Annotated in this window: 20 protein-coding genes; 11 read left to right on the top strand and 9 right to left on the bottom strand. The window is 70.8% G+C overall.

Features of this window, described 5'->3' with window-relative positions; genetic code table 11:
* The first annotated feature begins 52 nt into the window (after positions 1-52).
* Genes aroA through bcp form a run of 3 tightly spaced genes read left to right on the top strand, consistent with a single transcriptional unit; the run spans position 53 to position 2,939 of the window.
* Positions 53-1,390, top strand: coding sequence for a 3-phosphoshikimate 1-carboxyvinyltransferase (aroA, locus tag MTE01_RS01920; protein WP_141375426.1), 1,338 nt, complete (start codon positions 53-55; stop codon positions 1,388-1,390).
* 14 nt (positions 1,391-1,404) lie between these two features.
* The gene (rsgA, locus tag MTE01_RS01915; protein WP_116238483.1) at positions 1,405-2,469 is read left to right on the top strand and encodes a ribosome small subunit-dependent GTPase A; all 1,065 of its coding nucleotides are present in this window, start codon (positions 1,405-1,407) and stop codon (positions 2,467-2,469) included.
* Complete coding sequence (gene bcp / locus MTE01_RS01910; RefSeq protein WP_103210042.1) at positions 2,466-2,939, top strand: thioredoxin-dependent thiol peroxidase; 474 nt, start codon at positions 2,466-2,468, stop codon at positions 2,937-2,939. The genes rsgA and bcp overlap by 4 nt, the downstream gene beginning before the upstream one ends.
* 65 nt (positions 2,940-3,004) lie before the next feature.
* Here bcp and MTE01_RS01905 read toward each other — a convergent pair whose 3' ends face one another.
* On the bottom strand, positions 3,005-3,385 hold the full coding sequence (locus MTE01_RS01905) for a histidine kinase (protein ID WP_116238484.1): 381 nt from the start codon (positions 3,383-3,385) through the stop codon (positions 3,005-3,007).
* A gap of 213 nt (positions 3,386-3,598) precedes the next feature.
* Here MTE01_RS01905 and MTE01_RS01900 point away from each other — a divergent pair, with 213 nt between their 5' ends.
* Positions 3,599-3,847 (top strand): WhiB family transcriptional regulator, encoded by a 249-nt coding sequence (locus MTE01_RS01900; RefSeq protein WP_013583608.1) that lies wholly within the window; start codon positions 3,599-3,601, stop codon positions 3,845-3,847.
* Between the two features lie 228 nt (positions 3,848-4,075).
* On the opposite strand, the gene MTE01_RS01895 is transcribed toward MTE01_RS01900, so the two are convergent.
* On the bottom strand, positions 4,076-5,572 hold the full coding sequence (locus MTE01_RS01895; RefSeq protein ID WP_115915631.1) for a sensor histidine kinase: 1,497 nt from the start codon (positions 5,570-5,572) through the stop codon (positions 4,076-4,078).
* A 669-nt stretch (positions 5,573-6,241) separates the two neighbouring features.
* On the opposite strand from MTE01_RS01895, the gene MTE01_RS01885 reads away from it, so the two are divergent.
* Positions 6,242-6,676, top strand: coding sequence for an Rv3235 family protein (locus MTE01_RS01885; RefSeq protein ID WP_220340830.1), 435 nt, complete (start codon positions 6,242-6,244; stop codon positions 6,674-6,676).
* A 160-nt stretch (positions 6,677-6,836) separates the two neighbouring features.
* Here MTE01_RS01885 and MTE01_RS01880 read toward each other — a convergent pair whose 3' ends face one another.
* Complete coding sequence (locus tag MTE01_RS01880; RefSeq protein WP_116238485.1) at positions 6,837-8,063, bottom strand: pyridoxal phosphate-dependent aminotransferase; 1,227 nt, start codon at positions 8,061-8,063, stop codon at positions 6,837-6,839.
* A gap of 149 nt (positions 8,064-8,212) precedes the next feature.
* Positions 8,213-11,008 carry a preprotein translocase subunit SecA gene (secA, locus tag MTE01_RS01875; protein WP_116238486.1) on the bottom strand — a complete coding sequence of 932 codons (2,796 nt, stop codon included), beginning with the start codon at positions 11,006-11,008 and terminating at the stop codon, positions 8,213-8,215.
* Between the two features lie 184 nt (positions 11,009-11,192).
* On the opposite strand from secA, the gene MTE01_RS01870 reads away from it, so the two are divergent.
* Positions 11,193-12,500: a coiled-coil domain-containing protein gene (locus MTE01_RS01870; protein ID WP_103211058.1), complete on the top strand. Its 1,308-nt coding sequence runs from the start codon at positions 11,193-11,195 to the stop codon at positions 12,498-12,500.
* Positions 12,501-12,578: 78 nt separating this feature from the next.
* On the opposite strand, the gene hpf is transcribed toward MTE01_RS01870, so the two are convergent.
* The 5 genes from hpf to mtrA all read right to left on the bottom strand — a co-directional run bounded on the left by hpf (position 12,579) and on the right by mtrA (position 18,122).
* Positions 12,579-13,241: a ribosome hibernation-promoting factor, HPF/YfiA family gene (hpf, locus tag MTE01_RS01865; protein ID WP_103211060.1), complete on the bottom strand. Its 663-nt coding sequence runs from the start codon at positions 13,239-13,241 to the stop codon at positions 12,579-12,581.
* Between the two features lie 93 nt (positions 13,242-13,334).
* Complete coding sequence (locus MTE01_RS01860; RefSeq protein WP_141375424.1) at positions 13,335-14,003, bottom strand: phosphoribosyltransferase family protein; 669 nt, start codon at positions 14,001-14,003, stop codon at positions 13,335-13,337.
* A gap of 90 nt (positions 14,004-14,093) precedes the next feature.
* On the bottom strand, positions 14,094-15,752 hold the full coding sequence (locus tag MTE01_RS01855; protein ID WP_103211063.1) for an LpqB family beta-propeller domain-containing protein: 1,659 nt from the start codon (positions 15,750-15,752) through the stop codon (positions 14,094-14,096).
* Positions 15,749-17,434, bottom strand: coding sequence for an MtrAB system histidine kinase MtrB (mtrB, locus tag MTE01_RS01850; protein WP_103211065.1), 1,686 nt, complete (start codon positions 17,432-17,434; stop codon positions 15,749-15,751). The genes MTE01_RS01855 and mtrB overlap by 4 nt, the downstream gene beginning before the upstream one ends.
* A 7-nt stretch (positions 17,435-17,441) precedes the next feature.
* Complete coding sequence (gene mtrA / locus MTE01_RS01845) at positions 17,442-18,122, bottom strand: MtrAB system response regulator MtrA (protein ID WP_103211067.1); 681 nt, start codon at positions 18,120-18,122, stop codon at positions 17,442-17,444.
* 164 nt (positions 18,123-18,286) lie between these two features.
* Between mtrA and MTE01_RS01840 the strand changes: the two genes are divergently transcribed.
* Genes MTE01_RS01840 through MTE01_RS01820 form a run of 5 tightly spaced genes read left to right on the top strand, consistent with a single transcriptional unit; the run spans position 18,287 to position 23,811 of the window.
* A complete protein-coding gene (locus tag MTE01_RS01840; RefSeq protein WP_141375421.1) occupies positions 18,287-19,678 on the top strand; it encodes a glycerophosphoryl diester phosphodiesterase membrane domain-containing protein in 1,392 nt (463 codons plus the stop codon).
* 11 nt (positions 19,679-19,689) lie between these two features.
* A complete protein-coding gene (locus tag MTE01_RS01835; RefSeq protein ID WP_141375419.1) occupies positions 19,690-20,331 on the top strand; it encodes a DUF4129 domain-containing protein in 642 nt (213 codons plus the stop codon).
* On the top strand, positions 20,328-21,506 hold the full coding sequence (locus MTE01_RS01830) for a DUF4350 domain-containing protein (protein ID WP_141375416.1): 1,179 nt from the start codon (positions 20,328-20,330) through the stop codon (positions 21,504-21,506). The genes MTE01_RS01835 and MTE01_RS01830 overlap by 4 nt, the downstream gene beginning before the upstream one ends.
* Positions 21,503-22,510 carry an AAA family ATPase gene (locus tag MTE01_RS01825; protein ID WP_116238492.1) on the top strand — a complete coding sequence of 336 codons (1,008 nt, stop codon included), beginning with the start codon at positions 21,503-21,505 and terminating at the stop codon, positions 22,508-22,510. Before MTE01_RS01830 ends, MTE01_RS01825 begins: the two co-directional genes overlap by 4 nt.
* Complete coding sequence (locus MTE01_RS01820) at positions 22,510-23,811, top strand: DUF58 domain-containing protein (protein ID WP_141375414.1); 1,302 nt, start codon at positions 22,510-22,512, stop codon at positions 23,809-23,811. Before MTE01_RS01825 ends, MTE01_RS01820 begins: the two co-directional genes overlap by 1 nt.
* Positions 23,812-23,857 lie beyond the last annotated feature (46 nt).

Raw genomic sequence — 23,857 nt, 5'->3', positions numbered from 1 at the left:
CGTTCGAGAAGTGCGGTCACGTGTCGTTCCCCTTTCAGTAGGGTAGGAACCGATGTCTCCCCTCGGGTATTCCCCTTCCGCCGCCACCCCCCGCGGTGAGTGGAACGCGCCTGTCTTCGACGCTCCCCTGGATGCCACGGTCACCGTCCCGGGATCGAAGTCGCTGACCAATCGCGAGCTGATCCTCGCCGCCATCGCCGACGGCCCCGGCACGGTGCACGGCCCCCTGCACTCCGACGACTCCGCGCGCATGGTCGACGCGTTGCGCGTGCTCGGCGTCGGGATCGACGAGATCGACACCGGCTCCCCCTTCGGCCCCGACCTGCTGGTCACTCCCCCGGCCTCCTTTGCGGGCGACGGCACGATCGACTGCGGCCAGGCGGGAACCGTCATGCGATTCATCGCCCCGGTGGCCGGCTTCGCCCGGGGCGACGTGCACGTCACCGCCCACGAGAGCGCGCTGCACCGCCCGATGGGGGCGATGATCCGCGCCCTGCGCGACGTCGGCGTCGACATCGACGACGGGGGCCACTGGGCGCTCCCGTTCTCCGTCCGCGGGCACGGCCACGTGCGGGGCGGCGAGGTCGAGATCGACGCGAGCCAGTCGAGTCAGTTCGTCTCGGGCCTGTTGCTCGCGGCGGCGCGTTTCGACGTCGGACTCCACCTCCGCCACGTCGGGTCGCGCCTGCCGAGCATCCCGCACATCGATATGACGGTCGAGGCCCTCGCCCACCGTGCCGTGCACGTGGAGCGTCCTGCTCCGGGCGAGTGGGTCGTTCCGGCAGGACCCGTCCGCGCGAAAGACGTGGCGATCGAGCCCGATCTCTCCAACGCCTCCCCGTTCCTCGCGGCAGCAATGGTCACGGGCGGCTCCGTCACCGTCACGGGCTGGCCCCTGCACAGCACGCAGCCGGGAGCCCTCCTCGTCGACATCCTCGCCGAGATGGGGGCGCGCGTCAGCCGTCGCGCCGGCGCCCTCACCGTGGCCGCCGGTGACGACGGCATCCTGGGCGTCGACCTCGACCTGTCCGCGGCGGGCGAGCTGGCCCCCACTCTCTTCGGTCTCGCCGCCTTCGCGGACGGACCGACCACGCTGCACGGCATCGGTCACATCCGCGGGCACGAGACCGACCGCATCGCGGCCCTCGTCGGCAACCTGCGTTCGCTCGGCGGCGAGGCGCACGAGCTCGACGACGGCATCCGCATCGTCCCGCGGCCGCTCAGCGGCGGCGAGTGGAAGGCGCACCACGACCACCGCCTGGCCACCACCGGCGCCCTCATCGGTCTGCGCGTGCCCGGCGTGCGCATCGACGACATCGGCACGACCGCCAAGACCCTCCCCCAGTTCGCGGGCCTGTGGCAGACGATGCTCGACGACTCGCGCCCGTGAACGAGGACTGACGCGTGAGCTGGCTCGACAGTCCCGACGACGACGAAGACGACCTCCGGTACGACGAGTCGTCCATCCGGGTGCGTCCCAACCCGAAGGCCAACAGGCCCCGCACCAAGCGACGCCCCGCCCACGCCGACGCGCAGATCGCCCGGGTGCTCGGCGTCGATCGCGGCCGGTACACGGTCCTCGTCGACGAAGACGGACCCGAGGAGCGCCGGGTCCTGGCCACTCGCGCCCGCGAGCTCCGGAAGCAGCCCATCGTCAACGGCGACCGCGCCCGTGTGGTCGGCGACCTCTCGGGCGACGAAGGAACGCTCGGACGCATCATCGGCCTCGAGGAGCGCACCTCCCTGCTGCGCCGCAGCGCCGACGACACCGACCAGGTCGAACGCGTCATCGTCGCCAATGCCGACCAGATGCTCGTCGTGGTCGCTGCAGCCGACCCCGAACCCCGCGCCCGTCTCGTCGACCGCTATCTGGTCGCGGCGCTGGATGCCGGCATCCGTCCCCTGCTCGTCGTCACGAAGACCGACCTGGCCGACCCGACCGCGTTCCTCGCGCACTTCGTGGGGCTCGACCTGCGGGTGTTCACGAGCGCCCAGGGCGAGATGCCCCTCGACGAGATCGGCGAGGCGCTCATCGGCCACTCGACCGTGTTCGTCGGGCACTCCGGCGTCGGCAAGTCGACGCTGGTCAACGCGCTCACGGGCTCGGAGCGGGCGATCGGGCACGTCAACACCGTCACCGGTCGGGGCCGTCACACCTCGTCGTCGGCGGTCTCGCTGCGCTACCGTGGCCGCGGCGGCTCGGGCTGGGTCATCGACACCCCGGGCGTGAGATCGTTCGGACTGGGACACGTCGACCCCGCGCACGTGCTCGGCGCCTTCACCGATCTCGCCGAGGTCGCCGAAGAGTGCCCGCGGGGGTGCACGCACCTGCCCGATGCACCCGACTGCGCGATCATCGAGGCGGTGGAGGCCGGACGCCTGGGACCCGGAGCCGCCGCCCGGCTCGACTCGCTGCAGCGCCTGCTGACGACGTTCCAGGGCATCGAGCGTTCTAGGCTGGAGGGGTGACGAACCTCGAAAAGGGCGATAACGCCCCCGACTTCACCCTCCTCGACCAGGACGAACACCCCGTCTCTCTGGGCGACTTCCGCGGCCGCCGCGTGATCCTGTATTTCTACCCCGCGGCCCAGACGCCGGGATGCACCACCCAGGCCTGCGACTTCCGCGACAGCCTGGCCTCGCTGCAGGGCGCCGGCTACACGGTGCTCGGTATCTCGCGCGACCTGCCCGAGAAGCTGCGCGCTTTCCGCGACAGCGACGGACTGACCTTCCCGCTCCTCAGCGACGCCGACCACGCCGTCCACGAGGCCTACGGGGCGTGGGGCGAGAAGCAGAACTACGGCAAGACGGTCACCGGCGTGCTGCGCTCGACGTTCGTCGTCGACGAGGACGGCAAGATCGTCGAGGCGATGTACAACGTCAAGGCCACCGGCCACGTGGCGCGTCTGCGCAAGACCCTGGGTCTCGCCGCCGCCTGATCTCCGGATGCCACGACCCCGCCCCGCGACAGCGTCGGCGGGGTCTTCGCGATGGGGCGACGGGGTCAGTCGCCGTCGCGACGGCGCGGAGCCGACGCGCGTACCGCCAGCACGAGCAGGACGAGGCCGATGACCGCGGGGACCGCGATGAGCACGGCGATCCCGGGAGACGCCCACTCCCCCGTCACCGCTCCGATGGCCACCGACAGGATGAGCAGCTGCGTCACGATCCCGCCCGATCGTCCGGCCGAGACGTCCCGCGCGGTCGCGACACCGAACGCGCCGACGATGGCCGCGCCGATCACGGTGAGCACGATGAGGGCGATCGAGCTGACGGCGGAGTCGGTGTCTCCACCGATGAGGGCGACCGTCTGCCAGCCCGCCAGGGCCAGGATGCCGACGCTTTCGAGCCCCAGGAGTGCGGCGGCCGCAAGGCGAATCGGCATCCGGAAACCCTCCCCGACAGGCGCACCTGCGCCGTTACGATCTGGAAACCTGCCGGTTACCTCTTGATCAGGCGGAATCGCTATGGGAGCATGGAACAAGCCGTGTGCTCCCACAGCGAAGTGGGGCGAGCAATCGCTCGCGTTCCCACCAGGGTACCGGACCCGAATGCCGGTGCCGAATCGACCACTTTTTCTGTTACAAGGAGCACCCCCATGGATTGGCGCGACAAAGCAGCCTGCCTGACCGTCGACCCCGAACTGTTCTTCCCGGTCGGCAACACCGGCCCCGCGGTCGACCAGATCGAGAAGGCCAAGTCGGTCTGCGCTCGCTGCACCGTCACCGAGGTCTGCCTGCAGTACGCCCTCGAGTCCGGCCAGGACTCGGGCGTCTGGGGCGGTCTGAGCGAAGACGAGCGCCGCGCGCTCAAGCGTCGCGCCGCCCGCGCCCGCCGCGCCTCCTGACGACCGCCTTCGCGCGAGGAGCCCGCTCCCCTCGGGGGCGGGCTTCTTCCGTTCGCGGGGACTCCGCCGCCTCGTCGCGCAGTCGCTCGTGGATGTGCGCCGGCCCCGCCGAACGGCATCCGGTAGCTGCGAGGACCGCGTCGTTCCGCGGGGGTCGCGACCGCTGAGGCTCTCGCGCACGCGGCAGCGGAGATTCCGAACCGGCGGGTGCCGGACGGCGACCGCGTGTCAGGCCGCGGAGCCGCCGATGTAGCGCAGGGGGATCTCGATCGTGACCTCGGTGCCGCTGCCCATCAGCGTGTGCCAGTCGATCGTGCCACCGAGCTCGCCCTGGATGAGCGTGCGGACGATCTGCGTGCCCAGGCCCCGGCCCACCTGCCCCTCCGGCAGGCCCACGCCCGTGTCGCGGACGCTGACCTCGAGCATCTCGCCGCTGCGCTCGGCCGCGATCTCGACGTCTCCCTCTTGGCCGGCCAAACCGTGCTCGACGGCATTGGTCACGAGCTCGGTGAGGGCCAGGGCCAAAGGCGTGGCGAACTGGCTGGGCAGCGTTCCGAACTTGCCCGTGGTGCGTGTGCGCGCACGGGTGTTGGGGGCGGCGGCGACTTCCGCCACGAGCTTGAGCACGCGCGCGAAGACATCGTCGAAGTCGACGTTCTGCGCGAGCCCTTCGGAGAGGGTGTCGTGCACCACGGCGATCGCCGAGACACGGCGCATGGCTTGGGTGAGCGCGTCGCGCGCCTCGTCGGAGTGCGTGCGGCGGGCCTGGATGCGCAGCAGCGAGGCGACCGTCTGCAGGTTGTTCTTGACGCGGTGGTGGATCTCGCGGATCGTCGCGTCCTTCGTGATGAGTTCCTGCTCCTGGTGGCGGATCTCGGTCACGTCGCGACTCAGCACGATCGCGCCGATGCGCGTGCCGCGGTCGCGCAGCGGGATCGTGCGCAACGAGACCTGCACGCCGCGCGCCTCCATGTCGGCACGCCAGGGAGCGCGTCCGCTCACGACGACGGGAAGGGACTCGTCGACGTCCTGGCGCTTGGCCGGGAGGATGCGCGCGGTCACCTCGGCGAGCGACTCACCCTCGAGCTCGTCGTCGAAGCCCATGCGGTTGAACGCCGAGAGCGCGTTCGGGCTCGCGAAGGTGGTGATGCCGTCCACGTCGAGACGGATGAGTCCGTCAGAGGCGCGGGGAGCCCCGCGCCGGGGGGCGGTCGGGGCCGAGAGGTCGGGGAACTCGGCCGAGGCGATCATGCCGAAGACGTCGTCGGCGCAGTCGTTGAAGGTGATCTGTTGCCGCGAGGGGGTCCGCGTCTCGCCGAGATTGGTGTGGCGGGTCAGCACGCCCACGGTCGTCACCGCGTGGCCCTCGCGCGAGAGCTCGCGCACGATCGGCACCGCGCGCACGCGCGTGGGCGTCTCTTCGAACCAATCGGGGGATGCCGAGTCGACGATGCGGCCGCTCTGGAAGGCCTCTCGCACCTGGGTACGCCACTGCGGACGGACGCGGTCGCCGACGATGTCGCGGTAGAAGAGCGTCGCCGCTCCCCCGGGCCGCGTGTGGGCGACGGCGACGAACGAGTCGTCGGGAGTGGGGACCCAGATGACGATGTCGGCGAACGCAAGGTCGGCGAGCAGCTGCCCGTCGCCCGCGAGCCGGTGCAGCCACTCGACGTCCGCCTCGCTGGAGCGGCCCTGGGCGTAGACGAGTTCGCTGAGTGTCGACACCCCTCCACCCTAGGGGAGCCCCCGCGGTGAACCTCCGCGGGGGGTGCCGCCGTGGGCCGCCGCCGTGGGCGCGGTCAGGACGAAACGGGTGAGAGCACGGGTGAAATCCGACGCGGCTCAGAGGGTTAAGGGGATCCTCGGCGGTCCATTCGCGCCCAGACGCTGGGCACGTTCTCTGCCCCTCGGCCCCGCGACAGCGGTGGGGAGGTGAGTCGTCCCTGTCCCCAGGACGGTGGACATCGTGATCTCGTGGCGGAGAAGGACTCACCCAGAGGGCGATTCGCGAGTCCGGACGCCGTCGGACGGATGCTCGAGATCACACGACCGGACGTTCGCGCCCTGGTCCCGGGCGGGCGACTCCGGGGCGTTCCGATCGGCTCACCCCCGCGGTGGCGGATCGACCACGGCAGCGTCGACCGGTATCTCGACGAGCAGACCGAGCTCGTGCGCCGGGCGGCTCTGCGGCAGCAATCCCCCGAGGCCACCTTCCGGAGGGGTGGGGGCGCGGCGCGATCCGCCGCGACGCCTGATCACCCGCTCCTCCCGAGCCTCACCCCGCAGGCAAACAATCCACGGACACAGCGGATACCTCGGCGCGTGTGCGTGTGCCCGCCTACTGTCGGCGTCATCCCCGCCCCGCTGGACGAACGACCGACAGATTGAGGATCCATGCCCGACGCAGCCCGGCGACGCGAGATCGCACGACATGAGCAGCACACCGAGCGCTTTCCGAGCGCCTTCGAGAAGAATCCGTCCTCAGAGAGCCCCTCGCCCATCGAGGTGTTCGTCGGCAACATGGTGCGCGGCGTCCTCGAGGTGGTCGCCGGTGTTCGAGACCCGGAGCAGCTGGCCCGGTGGATGTCGGAAGAGGTGTACCGCACCCTTCTCACGCGCACGAGCCTCGCGGCGCGAGCGCGCAGCGCCCGACGCGTCCAGGTCTACCGGGTCATGCACGAGATCCGAAGCGTTCGCCTCTCCTCTCCGCGCGACGGCGCCATCGAAGCGACCGTCGTCGTATCGGGCCGCATGCGCACGCGAGCGGTGGCCCTGCGCCTCGAATCGATCGAACGACGCTGGCGCATCACGGCGCTCAGCCTGCTGTGACGGACATCAGCGTGAACGGCGTCCGCCGACGCGAGGTTCTCCGCCTCTCCCCCGACGGACGGGCGCACGTTGTCCACCCCGGTCGCGCGGCCGGGCGACCTCCTGATCGACGGCTTCTCCCGTCGCCGGAGGGAACCGTCGAGGCGGTCGGGCACGCGCCTCAGGGCCTCCAGGACACGAGGAAGTTACCCAGGCGCTCGATCGCATCGCTGATCACGCGGGCCTCGGGCAGCGTCACGATGCGCACGTGGTCGGTCGCGGGCCAGTTGAAACCCGACCCCTGTACGAGCAGCACGTGCTCGGCGAGCAGGAAGTCGCGCACGAACTTGCCGTCGTCGGGAATCTCGTACACCTCGGGGTCGAAGCGCGGGAACGCGTAGAGCGCACCCCTCGGCATGACGCACGAGACCCCGGGGATGGCTTCGAGGCCCTGCCAGGCGGCATCCCTCTGCTCGTGAAGACGACCCGTCGGGGCGATGAGCGCGTCGATCGACTGCACCCCCGAGAGCGCCGCCTGAACCGCGAACTGCGCCGGCACGTTCGGGCACAAGCGCGTGGATGCCAAGAGATTGATGCCGTGCAGGAAGCCCTGCGCGTGCTCTTTCGGACCGGTGATCGCCAACCAGCCGGAGCGGTAGCCGGCGACGCGATAGGTCTTCGAGAGGCCGTTGAAGGTCAGGCAGAGCAGGTCGGGGGCGACGGTGGCCATCGGGATGTGTACCGCGTCGTCGAAGAGGATGCGGTCGTAGATCTCGTCGGCCAGCAGCAGTAGCGAGTGCTCGCGGGCGATGTCGGCGATGCCCTCGAGGATCTCACGCGAGTACACCGCGCCCGTGGGGTTGTTCGGGTTGATGACGACGATCGCCTTGGTGCGGGGCGTGACCTTGGAGCGGATGTCTTCGAGGTCGGGCTGCCACTCGCGCTGCTCGTCGCAGAGGTAGTGAACGGGCGTGCCGCCGCCCAGGCTCGTCATCGCCGTCCACAGCGGGTAATCGGGAGCCGGGATGAGCACCTCGTCGCCCTCGTCGAGCAGGGCCTGCATCGTCATCGTGATCAGCTCGGACACACCGTTGCCCAGGAACACATGATCGGGGTCGAGGTGCGGGAAATCGGGCTCCTGCTCGTAGCGCGACACGACCGCGCGCCGAGCCGACAGGATGCCGCGGCTGTCGCTGTAGCCGTGGGCGCTCGGGACGGAGGCGATCATGTCGCGCACGATCTGGTGCGGCGCCTCGAAACCGAAGATCGCCGGGTTACCGGTGTTGAGCTTGAGGATCGCGTGTCCCTCGGCCTCGAGTCGATCGGCCTCGACGAGGGCCTCCCCGCGGATCTCGTACAGGACGTCCTTCAGCTTGGAAGACTGGTCGAGGGGGCGCAGCGGGCTCATCGGTTCAGGATATCCCCGCACGCGTCCGGCCAATCGACACCGCGTGGCCCCCTCGACGCCGCGTCTCGCGCCCCTCGGAACGCCGCGGAGCACCCCCGAAAGACCGGATGCCGCGCCCCCGACCTCGGGGCGCGGCATCCGGTCTGCGCTTACTTCTTCTTGGCGGCGCGACGGTCGGCGCGGTTGCTCGCGGCCGGCTCGTCGGCCGGGGCCACACGCTGACCGAAGGCTCCGCGGGCGGCGGGAGCCTGCTCTGCGGCGGGCTCGGCCTGCTGCTCGGCCTGACGGAGACGGTTGGTCGCCGCCTGCTGGACCTGGCCGCGGTCGTTGCGGACCTCGACCTCCCCCGCGTCGTTCGCGGCGGAGTACTCCAGGCGCTGGGTCTCGACGGGCGTCGGGGCCAACCCCTTGGCCTCGACCTGCGCCTCGTCGCCCTCGACCTTGCGCACCTCGACTTCGAGGTTGTACAGGAAGCCGACGGACTCCTCCTTGATCTGCCCCATCATCGACTGGAACATCTGGTAGCCCTCGCGCTGGTACTCGATGAGCGGGTCGCGCTGGGCCATGGCGCGCAGGCCGATGCCGTCCTTGAGGTAGTCCATCTCGTAGAGGTGCTCGCGCCAGCGGCGGTCGAGCACCTGCAGGACGACGCGACGCTCGAGTTCGCGCAGTGCCTGCTCACCGAGGGCCTTCTCGCGGTTCTCGTACGCGATGCGGGCGTCGGAGATGATCTCGCGCTTCAGTCCCTCGGGCGTGATGCGCCCCTTGTTGCCACCCGCCTCTGCCACGACCTCGTCGATCGTGACGCTGACGGGGTACATGGTCTTCAGCTCGGTCCACAGGGCGTCGAAGTCCCACGATTCGGTGTGACCCGAGCCGGTGTGGTCGTCGATGACGGCGGTGATCGCGTCTTCGATGAAGTGCTGGACGCGGTCGGCGATGTCGTCGCCCTGGAGCATGTGACGACGGTCGGCGTAGATCGCCTCGCGCTGACGGTTGAGGACGTCGTCGTACTTCAGGACGTTCTTGCGCATCTCGGCGTTGCGCGACTCGACCTGCGACTGCGCGCTCTTGATCGCGCGCGAGACCAGACCCGACTCGATCGCGACGTCGTCGGGGAAGTTCGTGCGGGCGAGGATCGCCTCGGCGGCGCCGGACTGGAACAGACGCATGAGGTCGTCGGTCAGCGACAGATAGAAGCGGCTCTCGCCGGGGTCGCCCTGACGGCCCGAACGACCGCGCAGCTGATTGTCGATGCGGCGCGACTCGTGGCGCTCGGTACCGAGCACGTACAGGCCACCCGCCTCGACGACCTTGGCGGCCTCTTCGGCCACGGTGTCGCGCATGCTCTGGTACACGCTGTCCCACTCGGACTCATAGGCCTCGGGGGTCTCGACCGGGTCGAGGTTCTTCGCCTTCATCTCCTGCACGGCGAGGAACTCGGCATTTCCGCCGAGCATGATGTCGGTGCCGCGACCGGCCATGTTGGTGGCGACGGTGACGGCGCCCAGGCGACCGGCGCGCGCGACGATCTCGGCCTCGCGAGCGTGGTTCTTGGCGTTGAGCACCTCGTGGCGGATGCCCTTCTTGGCCAGCAGACGCGAGAGGTACTCGCTCTTCTCGACGCTCGTGGTGCCGACGAGAACGGGCTGACCCTTCTCGTGCCGCTCGACGATGTCTTCGACGACCTGCGCGAACTTCGCCGTCTCGTTCTTGTAGACGAGGTCGGACTGGTCTTTGCGGATCATCGGCTTGTTCGTCGGGATGGGCACCACGCCGAGCTTGTACGTCGACATGAACTCGGCGGCCTCGGTCTCGGCGGTACCGGTCATGCCCGAGAGCTTGTCGTACAGGCGGAAGTAGTTCTGCAGCGTGACCGTGGCGAGCGTCTGGTTCTCGGCCTTGACCGGTACGCCCTCCTTGGCCTCGATCGCCTGGTGGATGCCCTCGTTGTAGCGGCGACCCACCAGGATGCGACCGGTGTGCTCGTCGACGATCATGACCTCGTCGTTCATGACGACGTAGTCGGTGTCGCGCTTGAACAGCGCGATCGCCTTGATCGAGTTGTTGAGGAACGAGATGAGCGGGGTGTTCGCCGACTCGTAGAGGTTGTCGATGCCGAGGTAGTCCTCGACCTTCTCGATACCGGGCTCGAGGACACCGATCGTGCGCTTCTTCTCGTCGACCTCGTAGTCGACGCCGGCCTCGAGGGTGCGGGCGAGCTTCGCGAACTCCGCGAACCAGCGGTTGGCTTCACCGGATGCCGGGCCCGAGATGATCAGCGGGGTGCGAGCCTCGTCGATGAGGATCGAGTCGACCTCGTCGACGATGGCGTAGAAGTGGCCGCGCTGCACGAGGTCTTCTTTGCGCCAGGCCATGTTGTCACGCAGGTAGTCGAAGCCGAACTCGTTGTTCGTTCCGTAGCTGATGTCGGCCTCGTACTGCTCGCGGCGCACCTCGGGGGTTTGACCTGCGACGACCGTTCCCGTCGTCATGCCGAGGGCGCGGTAGACGCGACCCATGAGCTCCGACTGGTAGCTCGCGAGGAAGTCGTTGACCGTGATGACGTGCACGCCCTGACCGGCGATCGCGTTGAGGTAGGCCGGAAGCGCCGCGGTGAGCGTCTTTCCCTCACCGGTCTTCATCTCGGCGATGTTGCCGAGGTGAAGTGCCGCGCCGCCCATGATCTGCACGTCGTAGGGGCGCTGACCGAGCGTACGCTTGGCGGCCTCGCGGACGGCCGCGAACGCCTCGGGCATGAGCTGGTCGAGCGTCTCGCCGGCTTCGTAGCGGGCACGCAGTTCGACGGTCTCGTTGCGCAGCTCGTCGTCGGTGAGCTGCTCGTAGTCCTCTTCGAGCGCTCCGGTCGCCTTCACGACGCCCTGCAGTCGGCGCAGGATGCGGCCCTCTCCGGCGCGCAGCAGTTTCTCGAGCGGATTGGCCACGAAGCATCTCCATCTGTCGGGTGCGGCGCCCGCATGGACGCCGGCCTGCGAACAGGCATACATCGCCCATGTTATCCGTGTTACCCGTTCGTGACCTGCGAGGAGGCCACAATCCGAAAGCGGCGGAGCGCGCCCCCAGCGAACACGCGGCGACGGGAGGGAAAGCGACGCCTAGGATCGAGCCATGGCCGGTTTCTGGGGCAAGAGGAAGCGCGAAGAACAGGACGCGGCGGATGCCGATCTGGCACGCCGGGCGGAGCTTGCGATCGTCGCCGCCGACGAGCGCGTCCGCTTGACCTCCGACGAGCTCGACTTCGCCCGCGCCGAGCTCGGCGACAAGGCTACGGAAGACCTCGCGGCGGCCCTCGAGTCCGTGCGCACCCACCTCGCAGAGGCGTTCCAGCTGCACCAGCTGAATCACGACGAGATCCCCGACACGAAAGAAGAGCTGCGCACGCGTAATGCGCGCATCATCCAGCTCTCGGAGTGGGCCGAAGACCTCCTCGAGGAGCGCACCCAGGTGCTGCAGCCCAAGATCGACGCCGTGCGCCGCGCCCCCGAGACACTGGCGCGCGTGCGGGCCGACCGCGACCGGCTCGCCCAGCGCATCCCCAACGCCCGTGAGGTCGTCGATCGACTCTCGCGCCGCTACAGCGATTCGGCCCTCTCGCAGATCGGCGGCAATCCCGAAGAGATCGAGCAGCTCCTCGACTTCGCGGTGCACACCGCGTCCGTCTCCGAGCGCCGCCGTGAGGCGGGCCAGCGCGAGCAGGCCTCCGTCGCCCTCGAGGCCGCCACCGAGGCGGTGCGCCGGGCGGAATCGCTTCTGGATGCCGTGGACACCTTCGAGATCGAAGCGCTTCGCGCCGAGTCGACTCTCGCCGCCGTCGTCGACGACTCGCGCAACGACCTCATCGAGGCGCGGATGGGTGCGCAGACACCGGCCGTGGTCCAGGCGATGGCCACACTGCAGCAGGCGTTGACCGCCCTCCCCGCTTCGGGATCCCGCAGCGATCCGTTCCAGGCGCTGTCGTCGCTGCGCCAGGCGAACGCGGATCTCGACCTCGCGCGCGAGCGAGCGGCCCGCCCCGTTCCCTCCCAGGATCAGGTGGAGCACGCGATCGACGACGCCGACCGTCAGCTCGCCGTCGCGCGCGGGCTCATCACCGGGCATCGCGGGTGGATCGGAGCCGATGCGCGCACGCGCTTCGTCGAAGCCGAGCGCCTGCGCGCGGGCCTGCCGCTGGGACCCGTACCCGAGGACCAGCGCGAGACGGCACTGGCCACCGCCCGACGCGCCGGTGCCCTGGCCTCCGAGGCCCTCCAGATCGCCCAGCGCGACATCGAGCAGTCCCGCCCGAACGACTGGGGCAACGATGGCCGGGGCGGCGGTTACGGCCGCGGAGGCGGTATGGGTGGCGGCAACATGGTCGGCGGCATGCTCGGGGGTCTGGTCATCGGTTCGCTGCTCGGCGACATCTTCGACGGCTGACCCGGCGCGTTCTCCCCCGCCCCACCCGCGTGACGAAGCCCTCGGCCATTCGGCCGAGGGCTTCGTGATGTTCTCAGGTCAGGATGCGATCTCCACGACCGGCGACGCCTGGGTCGCGAGAGCGATCACACCGTAGTCCCACCCCTTGCGGCGATAGACGACGCTCGGGTGATCGGTGCGGGCGTCGATGAAGAGGAAGAAGTCGTGACCGACGAGCTCCATGCGGTCGACGGCGTCTTCGACCGTCATCCATTCGGCGCCGAACTCCTTCTGTCGGATGACGACGGGGGTGTAGTCCTCTTCTTCGGCGGAAGTCTCTTGCACGGGGACCGACCCGGTGGCGACGGCGCGAAGCACCTCGACGGACGCGGGCTCCACGTCGATGCCCGAGAGTTCTCCGGTGCCCTTCTCGAACTTCGCCCCGCGAGGGTGGTTGCGCGCATCGATGCGCTTGTCCTTCGCGCGACGCACCTGCTCGGAGATCTTGTCGACCGCGAGGTCGAGGGCCGCGAACTTGTCGGTGTCGGTGGCCTCCGCGCGGACGACCGGACCCTTGCCGTCGAGCGTGAGCTCGACCGTGTCGTCCTCCAGACGACCGTTGCGGTAGGAGCGATGAGTCACCTTGACCTCGAGCGCTTGAGCGCGAGGCGCGAGGTGCTCGATGCGGCTGACCTTCTCTTCGACGACCGAGCGGAAACGATCGGTGATACCGACTCCCACTCCGACGATGTTGGTGTCCATCAGTGACCTCCTTGTTCCGGGTTCCGCCCGGTCTAAGGGCGGAACATCCGTCGCCTTCAGTCATCCCCACGCTAGTAGTCCGACACCGCCATGTCACGTCTCAATCACCCGGGATTCACCAGGGAAGTCCCTTAGTCGCGGCGTGTGCGCGAGCGCCACGGCGAGGACCTCGGCCGCTCCCGCCGCGCGCAGAGCGCGTGCCGCCTCGGCCAGGGTCGCCCCCGTCGTGACGACGTCGTCGACGACGACGACCGTGCCTCCCGCGACCGGTCGACTGACGAACGCTTCTCGCACGTTCTCGCGTCGCGCGCGCCGACCGAGCCCCCTCTGGTCGTGCGTCGCACGGACGACGCGCAGCAGCCGCCGGTGCCTCCACCCGGCACGCTGCATCAGCACGTCGAGCGGTCGGAACCCGCGGCGACGAAAGGCCGCGCGCGTGCCCGGGATCGTGGTGACGAGAGCGCCGGCGGGCACCGAGAGCCGCAGCACCTCGTCCAGCGCGGGAGCGAGGCCGCGCGCGAGGGAAGTGCGACCCTCCTCTTTGAGCGCGCGGACGACGCGGGCCGCGACACCGTCGAAGACGAGGGCGCTCGTCACCGCCAGCCCCGGCTCGATCGCACGACGGATCGGCTGCGGGGCCAGGGCGTCACGGCATCCGGAGCAGAGATCGGAGTCGACCACGCCGCATCCCGCGCACGAGACGGGCAGCCAGAACGTCACGGCATCGCGGAAGGAGGAGGAGAGAACGGCGCGGAACGACATGGACCCAGCGTGCCGGGGCCGACGAAGGCATGCCGGTTCGGCGGCCCCCTCCGGGGAGAGAAGACCGCCTCTCCCCGGTGGGGAGGAGTCTCAGGAGGTGGTGCCCTGCTGGGCGGCGAGCACGCGGATACCGGTGGCCACCAGAGTCCACGAGCTTCCACGACGGCTGTAGAGACGACCGGCGTCGTCGAGTACGCGCACGCTCGTGCTTCCGGCGGCGAGGGTGGTCGCGCCATCGGGGGCCGCGGCCTCGGTCCCTCGTCCGCCCACGTTGAGCTCGCGCAGACGGCTGGCGCCGTCGACGTCGGCCAGGACGCCCACCGTCGTGTCGTCGAGCCAAGCCAGGTCGAAGGCCCCCTGTTGCGAGAACGACAGCACGTGCGGAACGCCGAGATCGACCTCGCCGCCCTCGCGCTGGATGCCGGCGACCCACACCTCGCGTGTGCCCGAGACCGTGACGATCGCCGCCACCCGCGTCCCGTCGCGCGAGATCTGCATCGCGGTGATCTCGGAGGCGTCGGGCCAGGCATTGCCGACGTTGCGCGGCACGCCCTCGGCGGAGATCGTGCGCAGCTGCGTCGGCGCGGAAGCGGGCACGCTCCAGATCGCCCCCTCGGCGTCGATCGTGGGGGCGATCAATCCGGGACGATCGTCGAGCAGGAAGGTACGCCCATCCGCCAGCGCACTCGCCACGGCGCCCTGCTGCGTGCGGACCGCCGCGAGGCTCCGGTCGGCCTCGAGCTCGACCGCGGCCGGGGCGAGAGACTCGATCGCCTCGGACAGTCCGCCGAGCGATTCCACCGTGTCTCCGGCGAGCGCGCCGAACGCGCCGGCGGTGGTCAGCACGGCAGGAGAGGGATCGACCCGGGTGACACGCACCGACACCTCGGACGCGGGTACCGGGGTGCCCTCCACCGTCATCTGCACTTCGCTGATGCCGGCCGTGACCAGGCTCTTGGACAGTTGCGTCTGCATGCGGTCGAGCGTCGTGCGGTCCAGGCTCAGGGCGGTGCGCGGCAGCTGCACCTGGGCGACGCCGCTGGAGGACAGCGTCACCGAACGCCCCACGAGCGACAGCTCGTCGGGGAACGCCGTCTTGACCGCGCCGGCGAGCCACGCGCTGGGCTGCCCGTCCACCAGGGCGGTCGCCACGCGGCTCGCCACCAGCGCCCGCGGGAACCACCGCACATCGGGGACGATGAAGCTCCACGTGGGATCGAAGTACGCGATGGATGCCGACTGGTAGACGGTCGGGAACACCTCCTCGTACAGCACGACCCCGTCGGGTGCCGACGTGATGCGCCACTGATCGTCGACGCGCGCGAGGGTGAACGAGAGGGATTCCGCGGTGCCCGAGGCCGTCGGGGCATAGGCACCGTTGGCATCCACCCCCGCGACCGTGGTGAGCGCGACGGTCACTCCGGTGCCGTCGGCGTTCGCGGCGGCGCGGCGATCGGCGAGGCGGTCGATGGTGACGCGGGCGCGGGGATCCCACTGGGTCCCGGACGCCAGGAAGAGCTTCGCCGTGGCCCAGTCGTCGGCGGGGCCGGAACCGGCACGCAGGAACCCCTCCACGATCTCGGCGGGAGAGGCGTCGTCCTGCGGTCCGTCGGGGACGAAGGCGAAGGCCTGCGTGTCGTCGACCTGGGGGCCCCGCCCGGGATTGACGTAACCGGAGGTCGGAAGGCCCGTGCACGCGGTCAACGCGAGCACCAGGGCGAGACCGACGAGGGCGAGAGCGCGTCTCATGTCGTCTTCCTCACTCCGGGTCGGGTCGAGATGGGCTGTGTGAGGCCCAGGGCTTCGAGGGCCCCGCCCTGCTCGTCGTCGGGGACGAGGGGCAGGGGCGAGCTGCTGACCGGCTGACCGGCGCGCGGCAGGGTGAGCACGAAGTTCGAGCCGCGTCCGGGCTCGGACCAGACCGACAGGGTACCGCCGTGCAGCTTGGCGTCGCCGAGGGCGATGGACAAGCCGAGGCCCGTGCCGCCGATGGTGCGCACGCGCGAGGGGTCGGCGCGCCAGAAGCGGTCGAAGACGCGCTCCACGTCGTCGGGCTGCATGCCCAGGCCGAAGTCGCGGACGCCGAGGGCCACGGCATCCCGGTCGCTGTCGACCGACACCACGATCGGGCGTCCCTCACCGTGCTCGATCGCATTGCCGAGGAGGTTGCGGACGATCCGGCGGACGCGCCGGGCGTCCATGTCGACCGGGGTGTAGCCGCCCGGGGCGACGAGGCGCACGTCGGAGCCGTGGCCCTCGGCGAGCTGCTCCATGGAGAGGATGACGTCTTCGGCCAGATGGGCCAGGCTCGTCGCCTCGAGCTCGAGCTGGACCGAGCCCGCGTCGTAGCGGCTGATCTCGAGCAGGTCGGTGAGGAGCACCTCGAAGCGCTGCACCTGCGCGTGCAGCAGCTCCGCGGCGCGGCCGGTGGCGGGATCGAACTCCTCGCGCTGGTCGTTGATCATGTCGGCGGCGAGCTTGATCGTCGTCAACGGCGTGCGCAGCTCGTGCGAGACGTCCGAGACGAAGCGCTGCTGCACGAGCGAGAGGTCGGCGAGCTCCTTGATCTGCGACTCGATGCTGTCGGCCATCGCGTTGAAGGAGCGGTTCAGGGTCGCGAGCTCGTCCTCGCCGCGCACCGGGAGCCTGACGCCCAGATCCCCTGCCGCGAGCTTGGCGCTGGTCTCGGCGGCATCCGCGATCGGAGTCGTGACGGATCTGAGGACGAACCAGGCGATGGCGCCGATGAGCAGCACGAGGACCAGGCCCACGACCCACAGCAGCACCTGCACGAAGGCCAGGGTCTGCGAGGCACTGGTGAGGTCGTACCCCATGTACAGCTCGTACGAGTCGACCCCGTCCTCCGCGGGGAAGCGCAGTTGATGACCGACCAGGATGCCGGGAACCTCACGGCCGTCGTCGGCGGGAAGCGCCACGGACTGCCACCACTGCAGGTCGGGGCTCGACTGCACCTGCGTGCGCAGGGCGTCGGTGACCATACGGGACTCGAAAGCCGGGGAGATGAAGGGTTGCGGAGCCAGCGGGGAGGGCGGGCCGATGCGGTACAGGGCGATGAGATCGCTCGAGGACTGCTGCGACAGGCGCGTCGCGATACCGTTCATGAGCGTTTGCGCCGCGGCCGGGTCGGTCGAGTCGACGGCGGCGTCGAGGGTGGCCTGAGCCGCGGCGGTGGCGCGCTGCGCCTCGAGCAGCACCTGGTCCTTGCGGGCCGTGAACAGTTCGTTCTGGATGACGAGCGCCATGGCGATGCACGTGACGAGGATCGTCGCGGCCGTCAGCGTCACCGTGAGCACGATCGTGCGGAAGCGCAGCGAGCGGCGCCACAGCGTCGCGAGGCGATCGCGCACGACGCGCCAATCGCGCCATCCTCGAGCCCGCGGCCGCGGGAAGGTGCGCACCGCGCCCGTCATGAGGAGATCAGGCCACCGCGCCGGCGCGGTAGCCCACGCCGCGCACGGTGGTCACGATGCGCGGGTTGTCGGGGTCGGCCTCGATCTTCGCGCGCAGTCGCTGCACGTGCACGTTGACCAGGCGGGTGTCGGCCTTGTAGTGGTAGCCCCACACCTGCTCGAGCAGCATCTCGCGCGAGAACACCTGCTGCGGTTTCTCGGCCAGCGCGACGAGGAGCTCGAATTCCAGAGGGGTCAGGGCGATCGGGGCGTCGCCGCGACGGACCTCGTGCGCGGCGACATCGACGACGAGGTCGCCGATGCGCAGGGTCTCGTCGACCGGTACCTGCACCGGACGCAGGCGCGTTCGGATGCGCGCGACGAGTTCTTTCGGGTTGAACGGCTTCATGATGTAGTCGTCGGCGCCCGACTCGAGACCCTTGACCACGTCGGCCGTGTCGGTGCGCGCCGTGAGCATGATGATCGGCACGCCGGACTCCGCTCGCACGCGCGTGCAGATCTCGATGCCGTCCACGCCCGGGAGCATGAGATCGAGCAGGATCAGGTCGGGGCGCTCGGTGCGCCAGGCGTCCACCGCCTGCGCGCCGTCTGCGCAGAACACCGTTTCGAATCCCTCGGTGCGCAGCACGATGCCGATCATCTCGGCCAGCGCGGTGTCGTCATCGACAACCAGGATCCGTGAAGTCATTCGGGTGTACGTCTTCCGTCTCGAAACCCGCTCGGGGACGGGCACTACGCCCCGGGTGGGGGCACGTCCCATCGAGAGTAGTCGACCTGCCTGCACGACAGGCGTACGTGTCGGGGGTGTGTGACACGATGAGGGCACCGCCATGTGACGAGGAGGGGCCCCACATGACCGCGTACCCGTCTTGGACCCCGGCATCGCGCCCGGGGATCGTTCCGCTGCACCCGTACGGGTTCGGCACCATCTTGGGCCGTTCGTTCGTCGCCCTGCGTCACAACCCCAAGGTGCTGCTGGGTTTCGCCCTCGTCGTCCAGGCCGTGGCCTACATCGTCGTGACGGCGGCGATCGCCGGGGTGGCGATCGCGAGCTTCTCCCGGCTCGACACCGTCCCGTACGGCAGCGACGACTACGACGCGATCATCGCGGGCTCGATCGCCCTCACCGCCATCGCCGCCCTGGTGCTCGGCATCCTGTCCGGGGTTCTGGGCGTCGTCGTGCAGGGCATCGTGGTGGCCGAGGTGGCGCACGCGGTGGTCGCGGAGAAGCCCTCCCTCAGGGCCGTCTGGGCGCGGGTGCGTCCGGTGTTCTGGCGCCTGGTCGGCTACAGCGCGCTCACGGTCGGTGCGGTGGTGCTGCTCGTCGGGGTCCTCGCGGGGATCGTCGCGCTGCTGGTCATCGCCGCGACCTGGGTCGGCGCGCTCGTCGGCGTGCTGTTCTTCCTGGCGCTCATCCCGCTGTACCTCTGGTTGACGCCCAAGCTGTTCCTCGTCCCCTCCGTGATCATCCTCGAGCGCGCCCCCGTCTTCCGGGCGATCGCTCGATCGTGGCAGCTGACCCGCGGACGCTTCTGGTCGACGCTCGGGGTCGTCGTGATCATCTCGGTGGTCTTCGGGGTCGTAGCGCAGATCATCTCGCTGCCCCTGAGCCTGTTCGGGGGCTTCGTCCCGTCGATCATCGCGCCGACCGGCGAGAGCGGAGCCGGCGCGGTCGTCGGCCTCATCGTCGTGCAGGTCGTGGGGCAGTTCGGGATCCTGCTGGTTCAGTGCATCGCTCTCGTGGTGCAGTCCACCTCCGCCGTCCTCGTGTACGTCGACGCCCGCATGCGCGTCGAAGGTCTCGACCACGACCTGCAGTCCTACGTGGAGGCACGCGATTCCGGCGCAGCCGAGCTGAGCGACCCCTACCTCGTGGGTGTGGGCCGGGTCGTCGAGCGCCCCGCCCCGGTGCCCTACGGCGCTCCGCCGGCGTTCGCGGGCTACGGTCCCCCGGCGGGGAACGCGGGGTACGGCGCTCCCGCGACGGGAGGGTACGCCGCTGCACCGCGAGGGTATGCGGCCCCCCAGGGACGACCTGTTCCGGGCTACGCACCATCGGCTCCCGCAGCCGCCCCGACGCCTCCCCCGTACGCGGCGCCGGTCACTGCCCCCGCGCCGCAGGCCTACCCCGCTCCCCCCGTGCCCCCCGTCGCGCAGGACTCCCCCGCGGCCCCGCCCGCGCCGAGCGCCCCCGACCGCGCGCAGACGACATGGGCCGCCCCCGGCTCGAACGGCGACGCGTGATCCTCACGGCCATGGCAGCCGCCTTCCCGCTGCTTCCCGACCCCGACCAGGCCCGGGACTGGGCCGAGCAGGAGCTCGGCGACCCCGTGTACCAAGCGGCCGAGCCGAACGTCGTCGACCGTATCTCCCAGGCCATCGGGAAGTTCCTCGAAGATCTGCTGCGTGTCCCCGACAACGACGGGTGGGGTCCGTCCGCTCTCGTCGTGCTGGGCATCATCGTCGTCGCGCTGATCGTCGTCGCTCTTCTCATCTGGGGCCGACCGCGCCTGTCGACGCGCGCCTCGGAGCCGGCTCGCGCGCTCTTCGACGACGACGACGACGGCCGCTCCGCCGACGACCTCCGCGCCGACGCGACGGTCGCGGCCGACCGGGGCGAGTGGGACGACGCGATCGTGCTGCGATTCCGCGCATTCGCGCGCGGCCTCACCGAACGCGGGCTCGTCGATCCGCCTCCCGGCGCCACGGTCCGCGCCTTCGCGCGCGAGACGGCGACGGCGCTGCCCGCCCTCGTCCCGCTGCTCGATCCGGCCGCCACGACGTTCGACGACATCCGTTACCTGCGCCGCCCCGGCACCCGTGAGCGCTACCGACAGGTCGCCGACCTCGACGATGCCGCCGTCCGCGCGCGCGTCGTACCGGTGGCATCCCGGTGAGCGCGCCGACGGCCTCGGCCGCCCCGATCCGTTCGCGCCGGAGATCCGCCCTCGGCTGGGCAGCCCTGTGCGCGGGTCTCCTGCTCGCCGCTCTGATCGGCGGCACCCTCGTCTACGGCGGGTACACCCAGCGCGCGATCTTCGACCCCGACTCGGCCGGCCCGGATGGAACCCGCGCGGTCGTGCGAGTCCTCGAGAGGCAGGGTGTCACCGTCACGATCGCTCGCGACCGTGCCGCCGCCGAACGCGCCCTCGCCGACGGCGACGCCACCCTCGTCCTGCGCGATGCCCCGATGCTGTCGGACGACGCGCTGCGGGAGCTCACCGACCGCGCGCAGCACGTCGTCCTCGTCGAACCCCGGTCTCGCGCGCTGGAGGTGCTCCTCGACGGCTCCGCGCTCGGCGGCTTCTCCCCCGACGCGTCCGCGACCCCCGAGTGCACCGTCGCCGCGGCCTCGAACGCCGGAACGGCCCGCGTGGGCGAGCTCCTGCGCCCCGGAGACGGTGTCCAGGGCTGCTACCCGGTCGACGGCGAGTTCGGGCTTCTGCAGTCCGAAGGAACGGACGGCCGGACGGTGACCGCCCTCGACGGGCTCTCGGTTCTCACGAACACGGCCCTCCCCGTCGACGGGAATGCCGCTCTCGCCCTCGGCGTGCTCGGACAGACCGACAGGCTCGTCTGGTACGTGCCCGCCCTCTCCGACGCCGACCAGAATACGGCCGCCCCGACCCTCGGCGACCTCACTCCCGCGTGGGTGACTCCCGCCATGCTGCTGCTTCTGACCGCCGCTCTCGCCGCCGCGATCTGGCGAGGGCGCCGCTTCGGGCCGCTCGTGGCCGAGCGCCTTCCCGTCACCGTCCGCGCCACCGAGACCACCGAGGGCCGCGCGCGCCTCTACGCCTCGTCGAAGGACGCTGCGCACGCGCTCGACGAGCTCCGCCGTGCCGCCCGGGCGCGTCTGGGTCGCCTTCTCGGCCTCACCGCCCGGACCTCCCCGCACGAGGTCGCCGATGCCGTCGCCCAGAGACTCGGCGCGGACCGCGCGCGCGTGCGCGGCATCCTCGTCGACGACCTCCCCCGTACCGACCGCGAACTCGTCGCGGCGGCCGACCGCCTCCGCGATCTCGAAGAGAGCGTGCGCGCCGCCGTCCGAACCGAAGGGACCACACGATGACCGACAGCCCCGAGACCCCCGCAGCCGCGGCCTCCGTCGCGCCGAGCGACGACCACGCGCAGCTGCGCGACGCGATGCACCGCGTGCGTCTCGAGGTCGGCAAGGCCGTCGTCGGCCAGGACGGCACGATCACCGGCCTCCTCATCGCGCTCCTCTCCCGCGGGCACGTCCTGCTCGAGGGTGTCCCCGGCGTCGCCAAGACGCTGCTCGTGCGGTCCTTCAGCCGTGCGCTCGGACTCGACACCCGCCGCGTGCAGTTCACCCCCGACCTCATGCCGGGAGACGTCACCGGCTCCCTCGTCTACGACGCCCGCGCCGGCACCTTCGAGTTCCGGGCCGGCCCCGTCTTCACCCACGTGCTGCTGGCCGACGAGATCAACCGCACGCCCCCGAAGACGCAGGCGGCGCTGCTCGAAGCCATGGAAGAACGACAGGTGTCATCCGACGGAGAGAGCCGGGCACTCCCCGATCCGTTCCTCGTCGCCGCGACGCAGAACCCCATCGAACACGAGGGCACGTACACGCTGCCCGAGGCACAGCTCGACCGCTTCCTCCTCAAGCTCGTCGTGGATCTCCCCGGTCGCGATGCCGAGGTCGACGTTCTGCGTCGCCACGCCGCGGGATTCGACCCCCGCCGTCTCGACGACGCCGGTGTCGCGCCGGTCGTCACGGCGCCCCAGATCCTCGCGGCGCAACGCGCGGCGGCATCCGTCGCCGTCGACGACGACCTGCTCGGCTACGTCGTCGACCTCGCCCGCGCGACTCGGCAGAGCCCCTCCGTGCTCGTCGGGGTCAGTCCCCGCGCGTCCACCGGCCTGCTCGCCGCCGCCAAGGCGTGGGCGTGGCTGAGTGGGTATCCCGCGATCACGCCCGACCACGTGCAGACCATGCTCGTGCCGGTGTGGCGCCACCGCATCCGGCTGCGTCCCGAGGCGGAGATCGAGGGCGTATCGGTGGATGCCATCCTCACCTCCGTCCTGCAGCAGACCCGCGTTCCCATCTGATGTTCGTCACCGGCCGTCTCGCCCTGCTCGTCGCCCTCGGCGTCGTGCCCCTCGTGCTGTTGAGCACGGCGGGGCTCTCCGCGTGGGCGGTCGCCGGCGGGTGGGTGCTGCTGTGCCTGGTGCTGGCGGCCGTCGACACCCTGCTCGCCGCCGACCCGCGCCGGGTCGAGATCACCCGCACGCACCCCGAGCGGGCGCTGCGCGACGAAACCGTGGCCGGAGAGCTGCGCGTGCGCAATCTCGGCACCCGTCTGCTGCGCGCCCGCGTGCGCGACGCGTGGCAGCCGACCGCCGGGGCGCCGGCCGAGCGGCAGCGCTTCACCGTGCCGCCCGGAGAGAGACGCTCCGCGCCCCTGCCGTTGCGCCCTCGCCGTCGCGGCGAACTGCGCAGCGCCTTCGTCGCCGTTCGCGCGGCGGGACCCCTGGGGCTGGCCGGTCGCCAGGGCGTCATCGACGCCCCCGGCCGGATCCGCGTGCTCCCGCCGTTCACGTCGCGGCGGCACCTTCCGTCACGTCTGGCCCGGCTCCGCGAGCTCGACGGCAACACGAGCCTGCAGGTGCGCGGTCAGGGCACCGAGTTCGACAGCCTCCGCGAATACGTGCGCGGCGACGACGTGCGCTCGATCGACTGGCGCGCGACCGCCCGCGCCGGCACGACGATGCTCCGCACCTGGCGCCCCGAGCGCGACCGGCACGTCGTGATCGTCATCGACACCGGGCGCACGGCCGCGGCTCGCGTGGGCGACGGGGTGCGCCTCGACGCCGCGATGGAGGCGGCGCTGCTGCTGTCGGTGCTGGCCACCCGCGCGGGCGACCACGTGCACCTGCTGATGTTCGACAGACTGCCGCGGGCGCGCGTGACGCGGGTCGACGGAGGCCCCCTGCTCCCCGCCCTGGTCGACGCCATGGCGCCCGTCGATCCGCAGCTGATCGACACCGACTGGGATGCCGCGCTCGCGCACGTCCGCGGGTTCGCCGTCCGCCCGGCCCTCGTGGTGCTGCTCACGGCGGCCGACGATCCCGAGGCGGCCCGCGCCTTCCTCGCCTCGCTTCCCGCGATCGCCTCCCGCTCGCGCCTGCTGGTCGCCACGGCCACCGACGGGCCCGGGGAGACCCCCGCCCACCGGGATGCTTCCGACGTCTACGCCGCCGCCGCCGCCGAGCGCGCCCGGCACGACGCCGAGCGCGTCGCGGCGGCGATCGTGCGCGCCGGCGGCGATGCGGTGTCGGCGTCGGCAGACGACCTTCCCCCGCTCGTCGCCGACCGCTATCTCGCGTTGAAAGCGGCCGGTCGGCTGTAGCACACCCGCTCCCCATGCAGCCCGCGACATATCTCGCGGCTTATCC

This window comes from Microbacterium testaceum (assembly GCF_006539145.1).
Classification (GTDB): domain Bacteria; phylum Actinomycetota; class Actinomycetes; order Actinomycetales; family Microbacteriaceae; genus Microbacterium; species Microbacterium testaceum.
Note: the sequence above shows the minus strand (reverse complement) of the source record. Positions and strands in the feature narration are given on the sequence as shown.

Coding starts and splice junctions, on each gene's coding strand:
- hpf (WP_103211060.1), bottom strand. CDS start 13,241: ATGGACACCAACATCGTCGGAGTGGGAGTCGGTATCACCGATCGTTTC.
- MTE01_RS01855 (WP_103211063.1), bottom strand. CDS start 15,752: ATGAGACGCGCTCTCGCCCTCGTCGGTCTCGCCCTGGTGCTCGCGTTG.
- MTE01_RS01840 (WP_141375421.1), top strand. CDS start 18,287: ATGACCGCGTACCCGTCTTGGACCCCGGCATCGCGCCCGGGGATCGTT.
- MTE01_RS01860 (WP_141375424.1), bottom strand. CDS start 14,003: ATGTCGTTCCGCGCCGTTCTCTCCTCCTCCTTCCGCGATGCCGTGACG.
- MTE01_RS01880 (WP_116238485.1), bottom strand. CDS start 8,063: ATGAGCCCGCTGCGCCCCCTCGACCAGTCTTCCAAGCTGAAGGACGTC.
- MTE01_RS01900 (WP_013583608.1), top strand. CDS start 3,599: ATGGATTGGCGCGACAAAGCAGCCTGCCTGACCGTCGACCCCGAACTG.
- aroA (WP_141375426.1), top strand. CDS start 53: ATGTCTCCCCTCGGGTATTCCCCTTCCGCCGCCACCCCCCGCGGTGAG.
- MTE01_RS01835 (WP_141375419.1), top strand. CDS start 19,690: ATGGCAGCCGCCTTCCCGCTGCTTCCCGACCCCGACCAGGCCCGGGAC.
- MTE01_RS01825 (WP_116238492.1), top strand. CDS start 21,503: ATGACCGACAGCCCCGAGACCCCCGCAGCCGCGGCCTCCGTCGCGCCG.
- MTE01_RS01905 (WP_116238484.1), bottom strand. CDS start 3,385: ATGCCGATTCGCCTTGCGGCCGCCGCACTCCTGGGGCTCGAAAGCGTC.
- MTE01_RS01885 (WP_220340830.1), top strand. CDS start 6,242: ATGCCCGACGCAGCCCGGCGACGCGAGATCGCACGACATGAGCAGCAC.
- mtrA (WP_103211067.1), bottom strand. CDS start 18,122: ATGACTTCACGGATCCTGGTTGTCGATGACGACACCGCGCTGGCCGAG.
- MTE01_RS01870 (WP_103211058.1), top strand. CDS start 11,193: ATGGCCGGTTTCTGGGGCAAGAGGAAGCGCGAAGAACAGGACGCGGCG.
- mtrB (WP_103211065.1), bottom strand. CDS start 17,434: ATGACGGGCGCGGTGCGCACCTTCCCGCGGCCGCGGGCTCGAGGATGG.
- MTE01_RS01820 (WP_141375414.1), top strand. CDS start 22,510: ATGTTCGTCACCGGCCGTCTCGCCCTGCTCGTCGCCCTCGGCGTCGTG.